This is a genomic window from Halorussus sp. MSC15.2 (assembly GCF_010747475.1).
In the GTDB taxonomy this organism is placed as follows: domain Archaea; phylum Halobacteriota; class Halobacteria; order Halobacteriales; family Haladaptataceae; genus Halorussus.
This window is the reverse complement of sequence record NZ_VSLZ01000010.1, coordinates 1-24,224: the sequence shown is the minus strand read 5'-3', so window position 1 is coordinate 24,224 and position 24,224 is coordinate 1. Positions and strand designations below refer to the sequence as shown.

The 24,224-nt window shown below is 60.7% G+C and carries 14 protein-coding genes and 1 pseudogene; 10 read left to right on the top strand and 5 right to left on the bottom strand.

Translation table 11 applies throughout. From position 1 onward, the window contains the following. Positions 1-174 precede the first annotated feature (174 nt). The 5 genes from FXF75_RS21135 to csa3 form a co-directional block, all read right to left on the bottom strand. On the bottom strand, positions 175-1,932 hold the full coding sequence (locus FXF75_RS21135; RefSeq protein ID WP_163524050.1) for a hypothetical protein: 1,758 nt from the start codon (positions 1,930-1,932) through the stop codon (positions 175-177). Positions 1,933-1,975: 43 nt separating this feature from the next. Further along, positions 1,976-2,317, bottom strand: a complete 342-nt coding sequence (locus tag FXF75_RS21130) for a pilin (protein ID WP_240334860.1) — start codon at positions 2,315-2,317, stop codon at positions 1,976-1,978. Between the two features lie 542 nt (positions 2,318-2,859). Then, complete coding sequence (locus tag FXF75_RS21125) at positions 2,860-4,143, bottom strand: hypothetical protein (RefSeq protein ID WP_163524048.1); 1,284 nt, start codon at positions 4,141-4,143, stop codon at positions 2,860-2,862. 908 nt (positions 4,144-5,051) lie between these two features. Beyond that, positions 5,052-5,342 carry a hypothetical protein gene (locus FXF75_RS21120; protein WP_163524047.1) on the bottom strand — a complete coding sequence of 97 codons (291 nt, stop codon included), beginning with the start codon at positions 5,340-5,342 and terminating at the stop codon, positions 5,052-5,054. 361 nt (positions 5,343-5,703) lie between these two features. Continuing rightward, a complete protein-coding gene (gene csa3 / locus FXF75_RS21115; protein WP_163524046.1) occupies positions 5,704-6,357 on the bottom strand; it encodes a CRISPR-associated CARF protein Csa3 in 654 nt (217 codons plus the stop codon). A 729-nt stretch (positions 6,358-7,086) separates the two neighbouring features. Between csa3 and FXF75_RS22945 the strand changes: the two genes are divergently transcribed. The 10 genes and pseudogenes from FXF75_RS22945 to FXF75_RS21080 form a co-directional block, all read left to right on the top strand. Beyond that, a complete protein-coding gene (locus FXF75_RS22945; RefSeq protein WP_240334859.1) occupies positions 7,087-7,626 on the top strand; it encodes a hypothetical protein in 540 nt (179 codons plus the stop codon). A 93-nt stretch (positions 7,627-7,719) separates the two neighbouring features. Further along, on the top strand, positions 7,720-8,586 hold the full coding sequence (locus FXF75_RS21105; protein ID WP_240334856.1) for a hypothetical protein: 867 nt from the start codon (positions 7,720-7,722) through the stop codon (positions 8,584-8,586). After that, entirely contained in the window at positions 8,583-11,672 is a 3,090-nt protein-coding gene (locus FXF75_RS21100; protein WP_163524045.1) for a hypothetical protein, read from the top strand. The genes FXF75_RS21105 and FXF75_RS21100 overlap by 4 nt, the downstream gene beginning before the upstream one ends. Position 11,673: 1 nt before the next feature. Next, on the top strand, positions 11,674-12,447 hold the full coding sequence (locus FXF75_RS21095) for a hypothetical protein (RefSeq protein ID WP_163524044.1): 774 nt from the start codon (positions 11,674-11,676) through the stop codon (positions 12,445-12,447). Between the two features lie 2 nt (positions 12,448-12,449). Continuing rightward, positions 12,450-13,622, top strand: a complete 1,173-nt coding sequence (locus FXF75_RS22940; protein WP_240334855.1) for a DEAD/DEAH box helicase — start codon at positions 12,450-12,452, stop codon at positions 13,620-13,622. After that, entirely contained in the window at positions 13,573-16,491 is a 2,919-nt protein-coding gene (locus FXF75_RS23415) for a helicase-related protein (protein WP_309221883.1), read from the top strand. Before FXF75_RS22940 ends, FXF75_RS23415 begins: the two co-directional genes overlap by 50 nt. An 86-nt stretch (positions 16,492-16,577) precedes the next feature. Continuing rightward, positions 16,578-17,885 (top strand): DUF1998 domain-containing protein, encoded by a 1,308-nt coding sequence (locus tag FXF75_RS22930; RefSeq protein ID WP_309221882.1) that lies wholly within the window; start codon positions 16,578-16,580, stop codon positions 17,883-17,885. A gap of 25 nt (positions 17,886-17,910) precedes the next feature. Further along, complete coding sequence (locus FXF75_RS22925) at positions 17,911-19,089, top strand: DEAD/DEAH box helicase (protein ID WP_240334853.1); 1,179 nt, start codon at positions 17,911-17,913, stop codon at positions 19,087-19,089. A gap of 41 nt (positions 19,090-19,130) precedes the next feature. Next, positions 19,131-23,363, top strand: a complete 4,233-nt coding sequence (locus FXF75_RS21085) for a helicase-related protein (RefSeq protein ID WP_240334851.1) — start codon at positions 19,131-19,133, stop codon at positions 23,361-23,363. Beyond that, positions 23,356-24,224: pseudogene (locus FXF75_RS21080) on the top strand (hypothetical protein); the annotation flags it as partial. The gene FXF75_RS21085 and the pseudogene FXF75_RS21080, both read left to right, overlap by 8 nt.

Below are 24,224 nucleotides of genomic sequence, written 5' to 3'. Positions count from 1 at the left end.
GCTCAAAGACGTTGGTGTCACTTCCAGAGGCAGGAGATGTACTAGAACTTGTGCTGTTAGTCTCTGATGGCGATGATGAACAGCCAGCAAGCGTAATGATTGCTCCGCTAAGTCCAGTAAGAGCTGTTCGACGGTCGATACACCTACCGTGATTAGATGAAGTTGTGTTCTCGTTCATGTTCTGTTTGAGAGTCCGAGCAATTCGCCGCCGGACATGTAGTCGAAGCCGAAGAGCAGGACTGCAACAGGGAGGAACCAGAGTATCGTCACGACGACGAGTTGGATGAGCGACTGAGCGTCCGGAAAGTCGGCAGGAAGCGTCGTAATGTCCGTCGATTTCGTATACGGTTTCTCGGCCTGCCACCACGCTGTTGGGGTATACTCCCCGCGAACGACGGAATCCGGGTTCGAGAGGGTCACAACCCCGATTCCACTACTATTCAGGGCTGTCGTCTGATTCCTGATTTGGACACGGCCAGTCGTGACGGCATCTCCGGTCGAGTTCTCCGTCACTCGCGCCTGAACGACTGCATGGGTCGCAGTGGCTTTGGTGACGGTTACGGTGAGATTCGTCTCGCGGACGGTCTGTTGCTCGGCGAGTGAGACTGTTCGTGATTGGCCTCGAATGATACCGTGGACTGTGACCTCGCGGAAGTCGCGCTCGTCCAAGGTCGTGGAACTCAGCGCGACCGAGTCTGCGTTCACGTATGAGTCGGCCGATTCGAGGTCGATATTCGGCGAGAGCGATGGTCCTGTCCGTTCTGTACCCCACGCTTCTTCGATGACGAGTGGGCGTTTCCCATCGTCGGTTGGGTCAGTCGGAACGGACGGTGTCTGCTGGCTCGGGAATGCGTGAACCTGGACGGGGCGCACCGAGGATTCAGCACGCGACGTGTTGGTTGCAGTCCGCGTGGCCATCGTCTGCCATCCGGCGCGTCCGGCCGTGTAGAACCGCCAGTTGCTCCGGGCGCGAACATCGTCGCTGACCGTAATCGTCGCCCACTCAGTATTCGGATGGACGACCGCGCCGGTTCGGTTCTCGTCGGTTTCAAACTGAACACGATTGCCCGTAGCTTGAGTGAGTTGGGCGACAGAGACGTTCTGAGAGGTCGACACTGTTTTCGACGCTTCGAGGGTTTCAACGTCGTGCGTCCACCCGCCACCACAACCGTCACCTGTTTGGTTCCAACTCGGGCAGTCGAGTGTAACGTGGCGGAGTTGCACCGAGATAGTGGCCGTGACAGTCAGTCCCGGCGACCCTGAGAGGTCGGTGTATTGGAGCGTCGCTTGGTGGCCGCGACCAGTATCGAGCGGTTGTCCGTCTGCTGTGAGCTTGATGGACTCGATCTTGGTTTGGTCAACTGACCAGCGGTCACGCTCCGACCCGGTTCGATCACTTTGCGGCACGGCAACCCGGTAATCGCTAACTGTGCGAACCGTGCCGTCCGGCGAAACATACCGTGTCGTCTCATTCCCTCGGTGAAGGATTGTCGACGGCTGGATAGCGAAAACGCTGACGTAGGCATCTTTGATGTACACGCCATCCGTGAGGGATGCTCCTATTGGGTGGACTGACGAACGCTGATTGCCGGGTGTGTAATCGTCGAAGTCACCGCGGTTCCAGTCACCGGCCGCTTGTGGTGGACGAGGGAACGGGATGTCTGTCGACTGGGCAAGCCGTCGAGTGAACTCGCTCCGAGAACCGACGTTCGCATCCCCGAAATCGTCGGCGGAGAGATTCCCGTTGTCGGTGTCTTCCGACCAGAGACGCTGGAACGTACTGTTGTTCACGCCGTAATCGGGTCCGTCGTCAGGGATTGCCGAGTCATAGTTAGCTGGTGTCGCGGTCTGCACGCTTCCTGCGATACCGATGGTGCTACTGCTCACGAGAAGCAGGGCAAGCACGGCGGGTATCGCGTGACGGACAGACATGCGTTCGAGGACTGCAGGGGAGTTCTGTATCGATTCAGGTGGGTTAGAATGGCTTGACGCAGTCCGAGAAGCCAAAGCCCATCTGACTACCAATCTTGTCGATGAGTTCAGGTGAGACGAGAGCAAGCACGACGATGCCGAAACCGATGCCAGACATGACGAGTTTCTCTTTCGCCTCGTTCTGTTGCTCAGGATTGCCTCCTGCACGCATGTACGAGAGGCCAGCCTTCCCGGTGTAGTAGCCTGTTGCCGGAAGTCCGAGTCCGGCGACCGCGCTGAACACGAGATCGATACCGGTTGCGACGCCAGTATTACAGTACACGTCACCGACTTGGCTCTGTGCAGCGGCGGGGCCGACAGCAGTGATAAAGAATGCAAGCCCCATTGCAAGGGTCGTCACTCGCGGAGAGGTGCGGGTGATAATCGCTTTGAAGCGGTGTCTCCGTTGGGACGTAGAGTGGGAGTCGTCACTTAGAAATTCGGCCGATACCTCAATTGTCGGGTCTGTCGGTTGTTCGTTCATAGGGTTGGCTTCTCACCTGAACGCGGTCGTGTTGGTCGTCCAACTGCGGACCAATACCTAGATCGGCAGAGTTGTGACTACTAGATTAGCGTATGGCGTATTGTTCCGCGGTCGAGTGACCGCGATTCGGCGGTAGTTCGTGGTGCTGGTCAGGGTACTATATAACTTCTGTTCGGCCAATAATAGTCAGTATATTTCTAGAAGTGGCGCAGATAATGCTGTAGAGAAACGCATCCGACCATAGAGGATACATCACCAATGACAAGATATCTGTTTAATAGTTTTCGACAATACACTAGTATTGGGCGACATACTGAGACCTTCTCTCGAAACAGCAACAACCGAGATTCTGACCCGCAAGTTCCAGAAAGTAGCCAGTTCCTACGTCAAGACCGTCGCCCTCATCATTCGAGCGCATTGAGGACACGACGACACGCGGACGGCGTACTCCGAGCGCGGACAGTCGCGGTAATATATCCACGAACAGGGTCCTCAAGTTGTGCAAGCCGAACTTCGCCCTGATGACGGGCGAGCCGCTCGTCGGCGTAGGCGACGCGAGCCGCCGCATCTGCGAGAATCGGACGGACAAGTTCCGGTCGTGGACTCTCCTCAAGTGCCGTCCGAATCGCTTCGATAGCCTGCGAGCGCACCGACCGAACGTCCGCCGCATTCTGAACGCCGAACTGCTCGCCGCTCTCGATTCGATCCCGAATGCGCTCATACGCGAGAAAGTCGGTAAGTCCCCCAGTCGCGGCTAACACCGCACTAGCCGGACCAATCGCGTCAGCGACCGCATCCACACTCCTCGCTGCATCGTCGCGGAGTCGATACTGAAGCCACCACGCGATGTCATGGTCGTCCTCAGTCGGTTCCGAGGGCAGGTCTTTGTCACGACTCCGGAGGTCCTGTGCGAGGTGCTCGGTCGCAGTCCCGAGCGTCTTGCGGATAGTCCCGGCGTCGGATGGAAGCGAGGCCGTGAATTGATCATACAGATAGCGGCTGTCGGCGGCGAGGGCAGTCGCCTGCTCTGCGTGTTCTCCCCACTCGGCGACGGCCAACAACGAACCGTGTTCAGCTCGGCCAGATGGTTTCCGGGCGTCAAGGACGTGGTCGAGATTTCGCTCAATATGAGCGTGGACGAGCGCTGCACGGACCGGATCCGTCCCGCGGTACTCGTGGTTTGTCCGGAGTGTACGGGCTTCGTCAAGCGCTTGCTGATGTTCCGTCTTCAAGTCGGCCTGTGTCACGCCACGCTCGACGAATCCCCAGCCGGCCGCGGCATACCGAGCGTTGGCACGCGCTTCGCGGAGCGACTGAAACGCAGCAAAACGAGTATGAGTCGTCCGAGCATCCTCGACGTGTGCCGTCGCTTCGCTGGCGGCATCGAGAAGTCGGTGTCTGATGTAGCCATTCGGGATGCTCTCCGACCCGAATGGCATCGGGAGGGTCTCCAGGAGCTCGTTCACGCGCTGTGTCGCTTCGTCCAGTTTGGACTGCTCGATAGCGACCGGAATCGCCTCGGTGACAACTGGTCCAGATTCACCGTCGTCGGTGACATCCGGCAACTCGTGGCTGTAGACAGATTCACTAGTACTGCTATCGAGTGGGTTGAACTCACTACAGCCTGCGGCTAGTGTCGCACCCGCGACCGCCAGAAAACCACGACGCGTCGAGGAGCTACCGCGCATCACTGCTCGCCCTCCGCAGTAGTGATAGGCGTTGTCGTCGAATCGCTACTTCCGCTTGCTCCCTCGGAGCGGACGGAGCCACCACCGTTGCAACGTCCGCTTCCGCCAATGCTCGACCCGTAGGAGTTGACCGAGTCTGCGTCGAGTGCAACCGGGAGTCGGACGAGGCGTGATTCGAAGACGTGTTCGTCGACGGTACACGATTCATCGTACGGTCGAAGCGTCCGGGTGTAATCGGTCTGGATTTTCTTCGATTGCCACGAGACGTAACAGAGCTGTAATCGGAAGCACTCCTTGACCTGCTGGGTCTCTAAGTACAGGGTCTCGCTGTCGAAGTTCGTCGCGGAGATGAACGACGAGAGTTCGTCGCCGTCTACACCATCGGCGACAGTGAGCCGTTGAGCACGTGACTGAGAGTCGATGACTTCGTACTGATTGAGTCGGGGGGAAGATTCCCGTTGTGGTGTTTCGGTATGGTCATTATCCGGGTCGGTGAGTCGAATCGGGGGTACGGCAGCCCGGCGGTGAACCATCGGTGGATCGGTCGCGGTGTCCGATTCGGGAATGGTTGCTCCGTCGCTGGAGACGGAGCGCGTCGATGAGGCTTCACCGCCGTGAACTGACTACAACCAGCCAGTCCACCGGCAATCGCTGTCGCTACGTGGAGGAGGCGGCGGCGTGTGAGGGGGACCATTTGGGATAGGTTAGGTTCGAATACTGGTGGTAAATTCTTTGTGACATCCCCAGCCTCAACGACGAATCCTCCGCAAACTAAGCCGAGAAGCACTCAAAGAGATTGTCCGAATAGTTCCTCTACCTCGCCAGAAATGCCATCCACAAGAATTAGAGAGAACATCTTCCCCGACTCCACAAACTCACCCCTCACGCTGATTCGCCACGAAACGGAGCTATTTATCTTTCGATTCTTCACACCAACACCGCACGGGACCCTTGTTTCCTTCTTCACGTGAGGCCTCTATGTCGCAAGTGAAGTACTCCCCCTGGAGGTACAGAATAAAGCGATCTTCCTCGACGTTTTCGACGTAGTCTACATCTTCAATAGTCCAGTCTGCGTCTTCGCTTTCATCCCATGTATAGTAATCATTCTCGCCTTTAACTGCAAAATCCAGTATATTCGTTCTGCTTCCGAGAATGTGTTCGACTTGTTCGAGACGGGTTGACTGTGTGATTCTGGTCATAATGGTGTATCCGAACGCGTCCACAATTAATCCCGGTTACTACCGGGGCGTATCTTCGGTACAAAGACGCGGATGATATCCCTCGGAGTATGCTATGTGTCCCAATACGCGATGCAGATCATCCAGTTGGAGGAACAGACTAGAAGGCCATAGTTATTGCCCAGATAGGCCAGATTTGCTAACACTACCAAAGGAGGGCCGACCTACGTGGATCGCGCCACGGAAGGTAGTGGTAACCGTTTTCAACATTCCATTTAAGTATCGAATCGACGCCAGAAGAAAACGACCGGACCGTCATTTCCATCTGAATCCAGATTTTCGGCCGAGGAGTATCCTTTTTGGAAGAGATTCCGAATCGAAATCACAATCTCTGATTTGTACTCGTTCTCAGGAAGACCCTACCACTATCAGTAACATCGACGGTTTTCTTCCGGCCTTCTTTCTCGGTGAGGACGAATCCCTTCGATTCTAATGTGGGAACATGCCGCGCGATAGTGCTCTTCGACTTATCTAATCGGTTAGCTATCTCGCTGATAGACAATAGAGTATCTAGGTCGGCGATGTCCGCGAGGAGTTTCCACTCGGCATCCGTGACGTTACCGCGTAGGTTAAGTTGGGGAACTCGTCGGACGCTACTATCTATGTCACCTACTTGGAGAATCGTGTCGATGAAAACGTCGCTTCCAAATGTCGCAACGGTCAACGGAAGTAGAATTTCTCGGGCGCCGCCGCCGAGAATAACGATAATCTCTCCCTCTGCATTCTGTATCAGGTCGGCGCAGTACAGAGTCGTCTCCACGAAGTCGTTATGAGGGAGATGTTCGATCTGTAAATCGAGAGCGGGGACGACCTGAGTTAGTACGTTCTCGACTTCCTCGAACGCGTCCTCGCCGCGTTCTGAACCACCGACCGGTTGTAGCAACACGACCCGATCACCCTCGTCCAGTCCTTCACTCAGAACTGGTCGGACTACGCGTCTACTGTCGAAACCAAGCGGTGCGAGGTACGTACGCATACGTGAAGTGTTCGGCGAGGGGTACTGTTACTGTTCCGGAATAGTGCAACAGTCACCACCATATTCGAACGCAAACTGCCGCAGTACCGTATCGCCCCGAAAAATCTTCGGAACCACCTCGCCGACTGTTCGAAAGTAGTGCAACTCAACTTCAATTGTTGCGTAGTCGGTAATTATATGGTGGTAAGGGGTTAACCCGTCAACTGTTCGCACGTTCCGTCCGGGATCACCATCCCACGGACGAGGAGTGGTATCATTATTCCTATAATATATCCAACAATTTTAAGTATTTGGCCGGATAAGTGAAGGATGGAAGCATTCGGCACGGCGAGGCCTGAAAGGGCTAAATCGCAGGTAGCGATAGCTACAGATATCGAATGCTTACGAACGGCGTCCATCCCACAATCGGCGCCGAATCGACTCCCAAACACCTAGGAAGATGACATACCCGCCCGATTCGGGCCCGTCCGCGCTATCCGACTTCGTCGGACGCGGGACTCGGTACTCGTAGTCCGAGACCCGCAACTCCAGAAGACGGGTAAGCAGGCCCGGGCACAACTCAGGTCGCTCCCGTTCATCGCGGAGTTCGGTCTCAACAGAGTCGTCCATCCCGGCATCTACGACAACGGGTTACGACTCACCCAATACGAACACCTCGCAAGCGAGGACCTGCGCGAGAACGGAGTAGACGGAATCGAATTCCCGATCGTTCACTACATCACCCAGGAAATGCTGACCGGCGAACTGCGAGACGAAGACAGCACCTTCGACGATCAGGACATCGTGCGCCGGTTGCTCCGAGAGCGACCGGAGGGCGTCCCCTACGTCCTAATGACCGACACGAGCACACCGGAGATGCCCCGGTATACGAAGAAACCGGGCAAGTCGTTCATCGACGAGTTCGAGTGCACGGTCACCGACTACAAGGGGATGCTGAAGCGGTACTTGCGGTATAACCTCGACTCCGACCTTCCGCTTTCGACGACCCAGAACCTGTTCTATCATCAGGTTTCCGCGCATCACAAGCGGGCGGGTCTCGACGCCGGGTCAATCCCCGCGCTATTCGACTACACGCGGGTGCCAGCGGACAGTCCCGCGTGGGAACCGCTATACTACTTCATCCGCGAGGACGCCGACCGGGTGCTGGAGGACTACTCCGAGCGCATCCGGGAGCGCTCCGCTCGTGGACGGAGCGCGGACCTACCCAGGAGGTCGCCAACAGCATGCTGGACATGCTGGAACGTGTTGATTTCGAAGAAAATCGGTTAGACGATTATCGCCACCGACACCAGGAGGACACATGAGCACGACGTACACGCCGGCGGTAGACAAACCGGACAAACTACTCACCGGGTTCATCTCGTGCGAGCACCGGAACTCAAACACATCTACGGCTCTCTTCAGGGGCCGTCGAGCGTCTCTGAAGTCACAAGCAAGTTCGGACGCCCCGCAGAGGGCGGCGGACAGAAGACGGACCACGTTGAGGAGAGTCTTCGATTCCTGAACACCGTCGACCTCGTAGAGAGTCCCAGCGGCGATATCAGGGATACGGTCGAGCGCATCAACGACCGACACTTCGAGGGCCTCGCCTTCGAGGCGCGGTTGCTATACCACTGTAATCAGCAGGAAGGCCGCCAGTCCCACTTCGCCGACATTCACCGCGCGCTGATGAGCGAGGAGAGCAGAACGGTAGATGCCGGCCGTGACAACCTCCGCACTATCCTGAAGCGCGAGACGGACTACGACTTCAGCTGGACCGACGAGAAACTGGACATGTGGGTGACGCTGTGCGAACAACTCGGTCTCGTCTCCGAGACCGAAGACGGACTCGTGCTTAGCCCCTGTCGGGCGCTCGTGCACGACGCGTTAGCCCTAGCCCCTATGGAATCGGGAGAGGGCGCCGAGTATGGTGACGTCACCGTCGAAGACGGGGAGTTCCGTCGGGCCCTCGACTGGATCAACGACAACCTGTTCACAGTGTTCAGCGAGCGCTCGGGAAACCGGCGAGTCCACCCAGCAGTCGCCGACGTGTTGCGGAACATGGACGATAATGACGTGCTGTCGCTCTCCGCTCCGGGAGACGCGCAGAACAGCGTCGAACTGCCGCCGCAGAACCTGAACGACGACGTTCGCGGAAACCGGCGAAGCGTGACCCACGTCTCAATCCGCCCACGCCCGGACGAAACGGCCTACGAATACCCCCTTAACCAGCTCCTCACCCGACAATGAGTCAGCAAGTCCAAGAGCCCCCGGCCGACGAACAAATGACCCACTACTGGGACGACGACGAGGTCGACCACTTCATCACGTCGGAGGCACACACGAAGAAGAAGACCCCCGAACAGTTCAGGGAGACCCACGTCGACATCGACCGCATCTACGCCGACACCCTAACTCCGCTCGGCGTGTCAGGTGACTTCGTCACTCAAGAAAACTTCCTGGACGCCGTCACGGCGTCTAACCTAGACGATCCCAACCGCATCTTCATCCTACGCGGCGAGCCGGGGTCGGGGAAGAGCCAACTCTGCGAGTGGACGAAGTACCAAGTCAACGGCTACGGGGAGGACGAACAGGGCATCGAGGACTACGTAGCCCTTCACGTATCCCGCAGCCAGACTCGAATGGACCAGATAATCGATGTCCTCACCGAGCCCCTGGACGTGGACACCGACGTCAGGAACATCGACGACCTCGACCCGGAAGACGCCGCGAGTGCCATCGTGGAGTACATGCGCGGCATCTGGTCCACCGAGCACCTCACCGAGGCGGAACTGGGCGAGTTGACGGAGAACCGGGGCGGCGAGAGCGACCTGCGGGCAATCTTCGCGAAGAACATCCAAGACTACCAAGACGCCCTGGAGACCCGCGACGAGAATCCTGACTTCAACCTCCTGACGCGCACCGACTACCGGGACCTGCGGTTACAACTGAGCTTCGGCGACAAGCTCACCGAGAACAAGGACGTGCTGTACTCGGTGCTGAAGAACGAAGCCCACGAGTACCTCTCCCGGAACCTCGTCGGAGAGTTCAAAGAGCAGTTGCAGGAGTACTCGGAAATGTACCAGGAACAGGGCATCCGCCCGGTGCTCATCTGCGAGGACCTGACGACGTTCAGCGTCCTCAAGGAACAACTTCTGGACCATATCTTCGAGCTCAGCAGCAGCAACTACGATATCGTCCTCGGTTGGACCGTCGGGTGGGAGCAGGACAACATCGACGACGCACTCGCCCGAGAAGACGCGGCGACGTATATGAAGGGACGCGCGGAGGGCTTTCTCACGATGACGGACGAGAACGGGGAAGCGTACTTCCTCGACGATGACGCCTCCGTCGCGCTGGCCCGGTCGTACCTGAACGCCATCAAGCGCAACTCCAACGTCGACGGGGCGCCCGACGACATCGAAGCGGCCTTCGACGACATGTACCCATTCAACGAGCGCTTCGTACATGTCGCCTACCGGCAGTTGAACGACGAGGGCAGTAAACGGAAGACGCCGCGCCTGCTACTGCTCCGGGTCGTGAAACACTGCCTCAAGTCGTCGCTCCTGCCGTACGAGGCGATGAAATCGAACTCGTTCGTCGACACCCCGACGTTCGAGATCGACATGAACTACGACCAGATCTACCAGGACGTCAGCCGCTGGTACGGCGTCCCGGTCGAGGAGGGAATCGGGGTGAAGGTCGGTATCTTCGAGGCGTTTGGAATCGAACTCCCGGACGACGACGTCGCCCCTGTCAAAGGCGACCACGTGGTGTTCGACAAAGGCAAGGGGAGCGCCGTACTCGACAAGATCAAGAATCCGCCGGTCCCGGAGCACGCCGTAGAGGCCGACGAGGAAGACGGAGAGGACCGAGAGGACGAGGAGAGTGACGAATCGGGTAGCGACGGCGAGGACGAAGAGGAGGATACCGGAGGCAACGGTGACGAGGGAGTCACCGTCATCGAGGAACCCGAACTCACCGAAGAGGAGCGCGAGCGCCAGCGCAAGTTCCAGGAGTTCCAAGACTGGGTGACCGCCGGCGAGGAGTATCCTAGTTCGGACACGCTACACGACGGCGCCGTCGCCGTCCTTGAGCGCTGGCACGAACCCACTCGCTTGGGGAACCCGAACGCTTCGACGAGGTCCGCCGGTGGAATCTACTACGCCCGCGGCGACAGCATCCCGGTGTCCATACAGGGCGACCAGCAACGACAGTCCAGCATCGACGTCGAACTCGAGTGGGGAGCGGAGCACGCCGACCTCTACACCCCGATGCTTGAGTACGGACTGTTCGACGTGTTCGACTCGCAGACGACCAACTTCGACCAGTTGCGAGCGTGGGCCGACACCGAGGTCGCCCGGTTCAAACACGAGATGCGCGAGGAAATCGAGGCGTGCCTCCCCAAGGAACTCACCATCGAGAAGACGCTCGTGCTCGCTCAGTTCTTCCTGATCAACGGAGCGCGTGGCGTAGAGGCCGACGAGGACCGGGTTCCCGCCGAAATCGTCTTCGAGGAGTACGACAGCAACCGGTCGTACGGGAAGCCCATCGTGGAGAACTTCGACCGGGACAGCGCGTTCGGACAGGCGTTCGGCGACCTCGCGATGTCGTCTACCGACATCGCGAAACTCGTCGAGGGGTTCTTCCTTCTCAAGTCGAACGTCGTGGACTACGAGCGACTGTCCGCGGCGTGCAGGGAGGTAGCGGAGGACTTCGAGTCCCACGTCGACGCCGCGATGATGATAGACACCGACGACCTGGCCGACGCGTACAAGGTCGGGACGACGCGGAACGGAGCCAACACCAAGGTGTCGAGCCTGTTCGACCGGATCTCTGACTACGCGGCCGAACTCCAGCGTCTGACCGTCGACCAAGACGCGTCCCACATTCAGGAAGCGCTAGAACCAGTCAAACGGTGGTACGACGGCGGTCACACGGTCGACGACCTCGCCGAATGGTTCGAGACCCTCTACGAGTGCGCGGGTGCAATGGACGTGCCGATTAAGTCGAGTTACGAGGACGCTTACGAGACGCTGACGGAGTCGCCAGAGGACCTGAATCTCGCGGACTTCCGCGAGGACGTAGAGCGGTTCCGGAACATGGACGGGGCGACAGGCACGACCCTCGTCGCTCGACTCCACGACTTCGCCAGAAGTCGCAACGAGCAGGCCGCCTGGGAGATCTACGAAGCGTTCGACGCGCTCATCGACGACCTCCAAGAGCAGGACCACGCCACCGGAGCAGACCTCGAACACCGAATCAAGCAACTCGACGAGTACAGCGACTACGAGCAGAAGCGCCAGGAGATAATCTCCCTGACGGAGGACCTGTAAGATGTCCGGTTCCAAATCTCTACCCACGGCCGTCGAGGCCCTCGACGACAAGGCCAAGGAGCACAAGCAGGCACAGAACACGAAGTACCACGTCTCGGTCGCTCGCTCGAACATCAGCGAGATTAACAGCGAGTTCGACGAGCTCGCCACTCGCCTCCGCGATCTGAAATACTACAAAACGGTCTTGGAGGAAGCCTTCGGCGGTTCGGCACCGACGATGACCGCCGGTGCCGTTCAGGCGATCGAGAACGCCACCGGCGTGACCCAAGACGATCTCCTGGAAAACGTTCAGAGCGACGACGTGGGCGAGAACGAAGTCGAGACGCACTTAAAACAGATTCGGTCGGCGAAGAAGCAGGTAAAGAGCGTCATCCAAACGATCGAAAACCAACTTGAGAGTGAGCGGTCAGCGTGGACAACGAAGGTGGAGGCAGCAGAGGAGTTACAGAAGATCCTCGGCGGGCAGAACGCCGACTTCTCCCGCACGCTCAACCACATGCACTCGCTGCTCACCCGAGAGTTGATGGACACCAGCGGGAGCGCGTCGAACTTTGTCTCGGAGTGGGAGAACGCAACGAGCGACTGGGAGAAGCACCAGTCGCTCCAGAGCTTCGACGACTTCCAGGAGAAGCACGACCTGTCTGACGACACCATCGAGGACGTGAAGACCCTCAGCAAGTCCCAGAAGCTCACCCTCGCAGACGTCTCGATGGAGACGCTGGAGGAGATGAAGCGAGTCGACGAATTTGAGTCAGCGGTCGAACTCAGTCTCTGACCATGAAGGACCCCGTCGCCCGCGCGGAGCAGATGCAAAACGCCTACCGCGATTACTTCATCGGTCGCGGCGGGCGAGCAGCCCGCAGCGTCGCCAATCGCCTCGCCGACAGTGAGAACGACGTCACGGGGATGCGCGGGCCGTATCTTCAGGCGCTCGACATCCCGAACTGGAGCGACCGCTCGTGGGACGACTTCGCTCGGTCGGCTCGCCTCGAACCGCACATCCGTCGCGCGTTCTCGGAAATTGGGTTCGAGCGCCTGTACGACTTCCAGGAGCGTAGTATCGAGGCGATCCTCGACGGCGACGACACCGTTATCACCGCCGCGACGGGCAGAGGGAAGACCGAGGCGTGGCTCATCCCCATTCTCAACCGCATCCTGGAGGCGAAGCGGTACGAGGGGACCGGCGAGGACACCACCGTCAAGGCCACGCTCATCTACCCGACCAAGGCGCTCGCGCAGGACCAACTGAAGCGGCTCATCCAGTACCTGTACCAGATCAACAGTCAGCTGAAGTCCAAGCAGCGCATCACCGTCGGCATCTACGACGGCGATACGCCGCGGAACGTCAGCGAGTCCGGGTCGGAGGGCTACCTCAACGCCACGTTCCGGCACTTCGAGTGCCCGGGGTACAACCCCGACCTCGAGAAGTGTCAGGACTGCGGCGGCGGCGTCCGCGTCCGGAACACCGGTGCCCGGTTCAAACTCATCCCTGAGAAGGCGGCCTGCGAAGACGACGAACCGCACGACGTGCCGCTCGACTTCCTCAAGCTGACGAAGTACGACATCCTCGAGAACGGCGTCGACATCCTGCTCACGAACCCGGACACAATCAACTACCGGCTCACAAACGTCAACGCCGAGGACGAGCACGAGCGGTTCATCTACGAGCCCGAGTTCCTCGTCTTCGACGAGGTTCACACGTACGACGGCCTGTTCGGAAGCTACACGTCGACGCTGATGAAGCGCGTGCAGTCACTGCGCGAGCGCCGGGACATCGACGACTTACAGCTCATCGCGAGCAGCGCGACCGTCGAGAACGACGTCGAACTGTTCCAGAAGGTGAGTGGAGCAGTAGACGTCACGCGTGTGAGCGAGTCCCCCCCGAGAACTCGACGACGCAGTGCCGTCACGGGTTCCCGAGGAGCTGACGTCCCACGAACTGTCTGTTGAACGCGTCCTCCGAGCGGCGGCCGACCCCGACGATACGGTCCCGGGACTGGAGGAGTTCGACTACACGCTGGAAGACGCGTCGAGCTACGACCGCGAGCGACGAGAGACGTTGGTGAGCGACGCGTTGTTCGACCACCTGACCAGAGACGACGGCGGCTCCGGCGCACGGGCAGTCCAATACGTCCACCAGTTGCTCTACGACGAACCCCTCACCCGCGCCGAGCTCCACAACCAGTTAGCGGATGAACTGAAACTCGGTGAGACGGCGACCGAGACGCTAGTATCAAACGTCCGCGTTCTAGGCGAGTTCTCGGGCATTCTGGAGAACCGCAGTCACGTGTTCTCGTGGCCGATCGACGGCTTCTATGCGTGCCCGTCGTGCGACTCGACCTATCGGTCGCCGCAAGACGCCTGTCGCGAGTGCGGGTTCGACTTCGTCACGCGCACGACGTACTGCCGCTACTGTAGCGACGAACACCTGATCGGGTGGTACTGCCCGTCCTGCAACCGAACGGACCCCTATACGCCCACAGAACACGGGTCGGTCGGTCAGGACGAGGAACGGATCTGTCAGCGATGCGAGGCCGACCGCGGCGACGCGGTGCAGATGATTAGAACGACGTTCCAGCCGACCCTCCGATGTCGCGACTGCGGGCGCTTGAGCGAACGCACGACGACTCGTGACTGCGGGGAGTGCGACTCTCGGACCGTCCGGACGGGACCGAACGAATTCACTTGCATCAACCCGCAGTGTGGGCGGACTCACACCGACGAACGCGTCTGCGAACGCTGTGACGCTTCGGAGTTCGAGGTGGTCTCCGATGGAGGTCGATACGTTCCGTGGGTCTGTACGAACGACGGCTGCGACCGATTACACTTCGATGACGAACCTCGCCGATGCGACTGCGGCGAGGAAGAGTTCGTGAAGCGGGCGCTGCTCGAGATCCGTCACGACCGCCACTGCCAGTCGTGCGACACCGCTTTCGTCGGCAACGACGGGTGCGATTGCGACGACCCGGAGATTCTCCCGCGGACCGGTTCCCACCGAGCCTACAAGACCATCGATACCCGCGGCTGGATTCACGAGATGAGCTCTCAGCCGTCGGCGGTCCCATGTCCACACCCGTACGCCCGGTACGAAGTGGGCCGCCGGTTCGACGAACTGATGCGCAGTCCGAACAACCTCGCCGCGACGACGTCGCAGTACCTGCTGCGAGTGGTCGCCGACGACGAGGGACAGCGGGCGGCCAAACTCCTGTCGTTCGCGGACTCCCATCGGGACATGAAAGAGCTCAGCCGGGACTTCTCCGAGCCCGAGGTCGAGACGCTGCTCGACCAACTGCTCATCAGATGCTCCTCAGCCGCTGGAGGACAGGAGTCGTGGGCCTCATTCGACGAGGTCCTCATCGACGCTGACGAGACCATCGACGGACTCAACGACGCGCTCGAGCCCCCACAGGTCGCGCGGAGCGTCGATTTCGACCTGAAGTCCCGGCTGAAGGACCAGCCGCGGAAGCGATGGGACGACGACGACGCGCTCCGAGACCGACTCACACGGCGAGCGCTGCCCCACACGTACAGCCAGCGTCTGGGCGAGCGAGACGACCCGCTGACCGAGGTCGGTCTCCTCGACGTTCGGTTCGAACCGGGCATTGGAGCGCTGTCGGGAGACGAACGCGCTGTCGTTCGCGAACTCGTCGACGAAGGGAACGACTGTCGGGTGGAGGACCTCTCCGATTCGAGCCCCGACCGGAGCGCTTCGGAGGTGGTCCGCGAACTGGTCGAACGGAGCGTCCTCTCGTACGGCCACTCGGAGGACTACGTCTCCTTCGACCCGTCCGCGCTGGAAGTGACGGTCGCAGGGGAAGGCGATGGCGTCCGCTTCGACCCCGAGACCGAGCGGTATTACACGACGCTCCACCACCAGTTCAGCCTCGACAGTCAGTCGGCGGTGCCGTCCGACGCGTCGCTTTCGGAACGGGCGTCGCCGTCTCATCCGCGGTTCACCCAGCGCGCCCACCGTGTCGAGTACTCCCAGACGCGCATACTCGTCTCCGAGGAGTACCTCGGAACCACCGACAAGCGAAAGCGGCGCGAATTGGAGTTCCTCTTCCGCGAGGAGAACTACCCCCACCACCTCTCGTCGGGGCCGACCATGGAGCTCGGCGTCGACATCGGGTCGCTCGACGCCCTGCTGCTGTACGGGACGCCGCCGAACATGAACGCCTACCTCCAGCGGGTAGGGCGCGCCGGGCGTAGTTCCCACTCGTCGATGGTTCACTCCGTGAGCCAGCGCAACCCCATCGACTACTACTATTACGACCACCCCGAGGAGCTCATCGACGCGGAGCCGACGCCGGTGCCGCTAAACGAGCACAACGAGGAAGTCCTCCGCGTCTCGCTGTCGTGGGCCGTCTTCGACTACGTGGCGGCCAACTTCTCCGTCCCGTGGGACGTCAGCCACCACGGGCGCAGTCGCTCCATCGAAGGAGGAGACACGTACCACCGCCGCGACGGCCGCTCTGAGAGCGCTCGTGAGGACGCGAGCAAACTCACTCACGTGATGTCGCTGTCGGCCGATACGCTGTCGCTCGGTAGCGAGAAGTCCAGCCTCGCCGTGCTGGAGGAGGTGGTCTCCGACTACGAATCGGAAATCACCGACTACCTCGAGTCGCTGCTCGACTACCGGTTCTGCGAGTCGTGCGAGCGCCGGTACGCTGCCGACGATGACCGAACCACGTGCGAACGGGACGACTGCGACGGTCAGATCCGGTACGCGCAGGAGGAGTTCGGCCACCTCGTCGGCGACGCGGTCGCCGCTTCGACGAGCGCTACGTCACTCACTACCGCGAGTACGAGCGGTCGCTAGAGGACGAACTGGCCAAACTTCGTCGGCGGAACCGACAACTCCGGCGCGACCAACAGCGGGCAGACACCGAGGAGCGCGCTCGCATCATGCGCGAGCGCCGCGGAGTGCAGGAACGGATGGACGTCCTCGACGATTACCTCTCCGAACTCGGTCGTTCGAGCTACTTCGATATCCTCCGTGAGTCCCGCGAGAGCAAGTACGACTTCTCCATGAGAAGCGTCGCCAGCACCGCGGGTCTGACCCTCGTCGACGAGGGGTACAACCGCCGCAATGTGGGCGATGCGGACAGCGGCCGGGCGATGCGGATGGCTCTCTCCGAGTTGCATCCCGGCGCGGCGTACCTCGATGGGGGCGAGACGTACACCGTCGCCCGCGTTCGGTTAGACGAGAAGTCGGGCTCCGACCTCCGCGAAGCGGTTCGCGAGACGGCGGACGGAGAGCGTCTGGCGGACGAATTGGTGTGTCCCGCGTGCCACGCGACTCACAGCCTCGACGCCGACAGTTGCGACTGCGGGAACGACGTTCCGCTAAAGCGGCGCCGCCTCGCGGTGCTGGACTCCGTCGACGCGTACCACGACAACCTCCGACTGACGTCGGACGGCAACGAGGCGCGATACCTGCACGACGAACCGAACCAGGAGGTGCAGAACACCTACGCGGAGCGCGAGACATCGATTCTCTCGTTCGACCCGGACAGGACGTTCGAGTTCCGGACCGACGACGGCGAGCGACTCGGGACGCTCGAGTACGGCGACTACTCCGTCCTCCTGCACACGGACAGCTACCAGACGAAGTACAAGTCCGGAGAGGTCGACGCCCGAGAGACGCTGTTCGAGGTTTGCGGCGAGGAGAATTGCCCGGGAGTCGTCTACCGTGACGACGACGAGGAACGGCGGTGCAGCGCCGATCCCGAGCACTTCCCCGACGGCCGAGGCGCCGATTCGGAGTTCGTCAGACTCGGCTACCGATACGACACCCAAGGAGTCAGGGTCGACCTCGACGACCGGGACCTGTCGCACACGCTGGCGCACGGGCTCCGTGTCGCACTTCAGTACCTCGGCGGGGTCAACGTCCGGGAGATCGCCGAGTACGTCGGCGAGGAGCGAGTCGACGTGTTCGAATCGCAGGAAGGCGGGTCTGACGTCGCTCGGTTGCTCTTTGAGCGCACCGATGGTGACTTCCGGGCCTTCGACCGTGCGGTCAACCTCATGCGCGAGCAGTTCCGATGCGACTGCGAGAGTGGTTGCCCCTCATGCCTGTACCAGTACGGGTGTGACGTCCGGAACGACCGCCGGTCGTTCGACCGCGATGGAATTCACGACATCCTCGAGGAGTCCGGCCTGACGATCCGACCGGCCGGAGAACGGCGAGCAGGCGAACAGCTGACCGACTGACAACATCCCACACCTAATGCCACCGATGGAATTTGATCCGCTCAAACTCGCGAACGCGATGCGCGAATCGTACGCCGAACACTACGCGGGCTCGCAACCCCAGCGCGCCGTCAAAAACCTCGTCTCGCGGTACGACGAAGGGGATGGGGAATCGCTGGAAGACGACCTCCCGGAGTTCATCCGAACAAAGGGTCCCTACATCCAAGTGCTCGACCTCCCACGTATGAGCGACACTCCCTGGGAGGAGTTCGCCGCCGACCACCGCCTCCACGACGACGTCACCGAGACCTTCACCGAGGCCGGATTCCGGTCGCTCTTCGAGTTCCAGGAGGACTCCGTCGAGACGATTCTGGATGACAGCCACACGCTCCTGACGGCGAGCACCGGACGCGGGAAGACCGAGGGCTGGCTGATTCCCATCCTCCAGTTCATCGCCGAGGCGAAGGAGGGACAGCACGACGCCCATCCGCCGAACAGCGTCAAGTGCGTGCTGACGTATCCGACGAAGGCGCTCGCACAGGACCAGTTGAAGCGGCTCATCGATTACCTGTTCACGCTCAACCGAGGCCGGTCCCCGGAGAAGCAGATAACCGTCGGCATCTACGACGGCGACACGAAGCGCCGCGACCCCGACGAGCTGTCGTACCTCCAGACGACGTTCCAGTACTTCGACTGTCCCTGCGGCGAATGCGACTCGTCGCTCACTGTGCGTCGACGTTCGGACGACTCGTTCGTGGTCGAACCGATGGCGGAGCACGAGGAGGACCTCTCCTTCGACTTCATCAAGGTCACGCGAGACGCCGTTATCGAAGAACCGGCCGACATCCTGCTGACCAACCCGGACACGATCAACTACAGGCTGTTTAACGTGAACGAAGACGAGGAACAGCAACGGTTCGTCGCAGAGCCGAAGTACTTTGTCTTCGACGAGATCCACGAGTACTCAGAGCTCTTCGGGTCGTTCACGTCGGCACTGATGCGGCGCTACGTCCAAGAACGGCGGGAGCTCAACGGGTACGATAGTGAGTCCGACGACGACCTCACCGTCGTCGGAGCGAGCGCGACCGTGGAAAACAAGCTCACGGTCTTCCAGCGGATTAACCCGTTCGTGGACGCCGACGTCGAAGTCGTCGAAGAGAACGAGCGCACACTCGACGCGGACTTCCCCGAGGAAGTCCTGCCGCGTTCGCGTCGACGGAGTTGACCGAAGAGCAACTGCTGAGCGGTGACACGGACGCCGCGCGTTTGGCTCTAGACGCCGCCGGGGTTGACGCCAGTAGTGAGGATGATGCGGTGAGCGACGTGCTCTACGAACACCTCGTAGAGGAGGAAGGAGGTCCGTTAGAGTTCGTCCGCGGCGTCTACGCGACCTTGCGGGAGAAACCGCTCCGTCCGGGAGAACTCCTCGACCGGTTCGTCGACGAGGCGGGACTCACGGAACAGCGTGCGGAGACGGTGTTTCGGAATTTCATGGCAATCGGGGAAGTCTCGGGCATCTTAGAGCGGCGCGCGCACCTCTTCAGTTGGCCCCTCGACGGCTATTACACGTGCATCAACTGCGGGACGGTCTACGACACGCCCCAAGCGACCTGTACCGAGTGCGACCACCACTTCGTGACGAAGCTGTCGCTGTGCAACCAGTGCGGCGAGGAGTCGCTCGAGTCGTGGTTCTGCCCGAACTGCGAGCGCCTCGCCCCACACACCGTCACCTCGGAGGAGGGTCGGTTCGAGTACTTCCGGCGCAAGGAGTGCCAGTGCGAGACGCTGGACGGGGAGACGCCGGAGATGGTGCGAGTGTACTGGCGGCCGTTCTACGAGTGCACCGACTGCGGGGAGCGCCAGAAACGGAATCGTCAGCGCGATTGTCCGACGTGCGACTCGCCGCTGGTTCTCGACGACTCGATGGAGACACGAGTCTGCTCCAATCCGGACTGTGACGGGGAAGTTCCGGTAGAGGAGTCCCAGGAGCCAACGTGCAAGTCCTGCGAATCGAGCGACTTGGAGCCACTAGCGGACGAACATATCCGATATTGTACCGAATGCGGGGACGTGTACGAGGACCCCGAAGGGCAGGAATGCACTTCTGGCGACTGCGACGGCGAATTGACGCCCAAGCGGTTCCTGGGATGGACGTGCGGCGACCCGGACTGCGACGAGGTGTACTTCGGACGCCCGCCGTCGACCTGCGAGTGCGGGAAGCGGCGGTTCGTCCGGTCGGCGCTGTTCGACGTCCGAATGGTCGACGAATGTCAGTCGTGTGAGAGGGAGTTCCTCCCGGACGGTGAACACGAATGTGACTGCGACGACGCCAATGTCGCTCGCCGCGCTCGGGGTTACAGCAACTTCCGAATGGTTGACGACAACGGCCGCCTTCGAGAGGCGAGCGACTTCCCCGGCGGCCTGCCGTGCTATCACGAGGACCAGCGCGAGACCTACTCGAAGAGCGGTCGGTACGACTCCATGCTCCGCGGCCCGGCCAACGCTGCGGTGACGACCGGCCGGTACCTGCTCCGCTCGCTCGCCGACCGCGACGATCCCTCGACGTTCGAGGAGTCGAAGATGCTGTCGTTCGCGGACAGCCAGTCCGACATGAAGGAATTGGAGCGGAACTTCCGCGAGCCCGAGGAGTCGTTCTTCTTCGACCAACTGTTCGTGGACAGCGTCAGAGTCGAGGCCGACGACACGGGGTGGGCCTCGCTGTCCGCCGTGGTCGACCGCGGAGTGAGGGAAGCCAAGGCGTACGAAGACGACCTGACGGGGAACATCGGAAAGCCACCGGGGATGTACGAATACCTCACCGGGTACGACCAGTCGGTCGACGAGTATCTGAAGGAGGAGATGGTGTCGAGGGTCTTCTCCGGTATGTACAGTGAACGCTTCCGAAGCAACCAACTCGGCGATGAGGGTCTCATAGACGTCCGACTTGACGCCGCCGACGAACTCTCCCCCGGCGAGCGCGAACTGCTCGCAGAGTGCGTCTCTCAGAACCACCGATACGAGCCGAACTTGGTGGACGAGGTTGAGGACGGACACGAGCACCTCGATTCGCTGATCGACCGTGGCTACCTGCGCCGCGTCGAAGAAGACGGCAGTCGGTACGTGATGGTCAACGAGGACGCGGTCCAGTGCGCAGTAGTCGACGAAGAGACGCCGACCCGATACAGCGCCGACAGAGAGGAATTCGTCACGTCGCTGGCCGCGACGCTCGGTGATTCCGCGGACGACCTCGTCGAATTCAGCGCGACACCGGAAGACAGGTCCGAATTCTCGCAGCCCCACTTCTCTCTGACCGCACAGCAAGTGTCCACTTCCGAGCCGATGATGCTGCTCGCCCGGGCCTACTACGGGCAGACCGACCGAGACGAGCGGCGCAAGCTCGAATACCAGTTCCGGCAGGGTCGTTACCCGCACTTCCTCTCCTCGGGGCCAGCCATGGAGCTCGGCGTCGACATCGGCGACCTGAACACGCTCCTGCTGTACGGGACGCCACCGAACGCGAACTCCTACCTCCAACGCGTGGGTCGCGCGGGACGCGCGTCCGGCAATTCGCTCGTTCACTCTGTCTCTCAGCGAAACCCGATTGACTATTACTATCACGAGCACCCCGAGGAACTCATCGCATCCGATTCTCAACAGGTCCCGCTCAACGAAGTGAACCGCGAGGTGCTCCACCAGTCGCTCACGTGGGCGATCCTCGACTGGATTGCGACTACCCACTGGGTCCCGTGGCGGCGCGACCAGAGCGGTCTCGACGACTTCGCCGTCTGCAATGACGACCCCTCACCGCGGACCGAACCCCGACCGAACGATGTGATGCGTTTCACGGAGCTGCTGTCGTCGTCGAATTTCCAAGTGCAACACGAGGGCGAGGACGCACCACTCGAAGCGCTTCGCACTCTGGTAGACGATAAGCGAGACGATGTTGAGGAGTGGCTCGAGGATGTCTTAGCGTTCGGCGTCTGCTCGGCGTGCGGCCGCAAACACGCGGCCGGGTACAACGGGACATGCCACCGCAACGAGTGCGAGGGGACGGTTGAGTCGATACTCGACGAACACGAAGACATCGTTGAGGCGACACTGTCCGGCACTGAGGACCGGTTGAGCTTCGAGGAGACCATCATCGACCTGTACAGCAACCAATGGCACGACATCGACGCCGACCTCGAAGAGATCGACGAAGAACTCGCCGACTTGCGGCGAGAGGAACGCAGGACGCGAGACCGCGAGCGCAAGCAGCAACTCCGCGAACGCAAACAGCAGGTCCGCCGGCGAGCGGACCAGCTAGACGAGTACCTCCGTCGACTGGAAGACATGGACTTCGGCCGCTACCTCAATCGCGAGAGTCCGTCCGCCTTCGGACTCCGCTCGGTCGGCGACACCGTCGACTACCAATTGGTCGGTGAGGACTTCGAGAGCGTCAGCGACGGGTCACGAGACCGTCGCATCGCCCTCTCCGAATTACATCCGTGTGCGTCATACCTCCACGACGGCGAGACGTACGTGGTCACACAGGTTTCCTGGGAGCCGCTGAAGTCGGCACGCATCGGCGAACGGTTCGAAGCCGCCGCTATCTGTCCGACCTGCGCGTCGGAGTACGATACAGACACGGCGAACTGCGAGTCGTGCGGCTCGCGGTTGAAACGGCTCGTAACGAAAGTTCCCGAACGCGTGACGGCGTACCGGCATGGCCTGCCTCTGGGTTCGACGCCGAACGCCCAACACCTCCAGCCGGCCAGCGTCTACCAGAGCGACGACGAGATTCAGAGCACGTACGCGCCGGTCGAGACAGACGCCGGGGACTCGTTCGACCCCGAAGTGTCGTACGACATCGTCGACGGGGAGGGTACAGTTCACGGGCAGTTCGAGTACGGTGACGTGACGATTCTCGCCTCCACGGACAGCTACAGGGCGACCTACAAAGGCGGAGGTGCCGACCCGCTCCCCAACGTCTTCGAGGTCTGCGGCGTCGACGGCTGTAACGGCACTATTGCGAGCGTCGGTGAATCCGCTTACTGTACCAACAACATCGAACACCCGGTAGAGGAGAGCATCGCGGTACGCCCTGCGACGAAGTTCGACACCAAGGCTGCTCGGGTCCGGTTCGACAGCGAGGAACTGGAACACGGCTTCGCCCACGGCCTCCGCGTCGCACTCCAGTACATCGGAGGCGTCAGCGTTCGGCAGGTCCCGGAGTCCATCGAGGACGAGGGGACGCTAGTGTACGACTCCGACGAAGGGGGAAGCGGTATCACCGTCCTCCTGACTCAGGACGACGGCGAGAAGTTCGAGCGCGCGACCCGAATCATGCGCGACGCCTTCTCGCCCGAGGAGTCCGAGTGCAACTGCGAGAATGGTTGTCCGTTCTGCGTCTACCAGTACGGATGCGTCGAACAGAACGACCCAGAGTCGTTCGACAAGGACGAACTGTTCGAACTCCTGTCGAACGACCTGCATCTGGAACAGCGAGGCGATGACTGACGACCCAATCGAGGTCGCGCGAGACCTCCGGACGCGATCGCCGCGGCGGCTTTGGGGTCTCTCCCCCGAGAGTATCTACACGGCGTTAGCTGCAGTGTCGGCAGCTAATTCACTTCAAGATCAGATTGCCCCTCACATCCGGGCCGAGACGCTGCGGACGAACGACAAACGTGATCGTGATCGCGTCGTGACCGTGCACCGCTGGGTACTCTCCGAACTAGAGTTAGTACATGATGGAGAACCGACTCTTCTCGGTGCGCTCGTACTTACGTCCGAGGACCCGGAGTCTCTCCTGCGATCGGTCGCGGCGACGAGTCTCCGAGACGCCGAGACCGTGCTCCGGTCCTGCGGCGAAATCGACGGAAGCCTCCCACGAAGGGAGTTCGACAGTCTCCTCGCCGACGAACGAGATGAGGTGGTCCTTGGACCGCTCTTGGGATCACTCGGGTTCGTGACCGTGTACCCCGACAGCGTCGAACTGCACCACCAGCGAATCGAACGCGCACTTGGAGCGCAAGGCGAGAAATCGATCGAGCACGCCGTTGCAACGGCGTACGAGAAACTACTGTGGCATATCACGGCTATCGACGACGAGGGGTGTATAGAAGACGTTGCAAGTCGAATTGCCGGAGGATCTTCGGACGAGGAGTCTTCGGTGAATTCCGTGGTAGCAGTGCTCGCCGGCGTATCGCCTAGGTTGATCGACTCCCGGGAGATCGAAAACGTTGTCGCCGAACAACGTGAGCAGTACGAACGGCGGTTCGACGCTCTCCGATCGCTTCTCGCACCCACGTCAGAATACGAGATTGACTACACCGATACAGGAGATACAGTAGACGCCGAGGCCGTGTCAAGTGATGA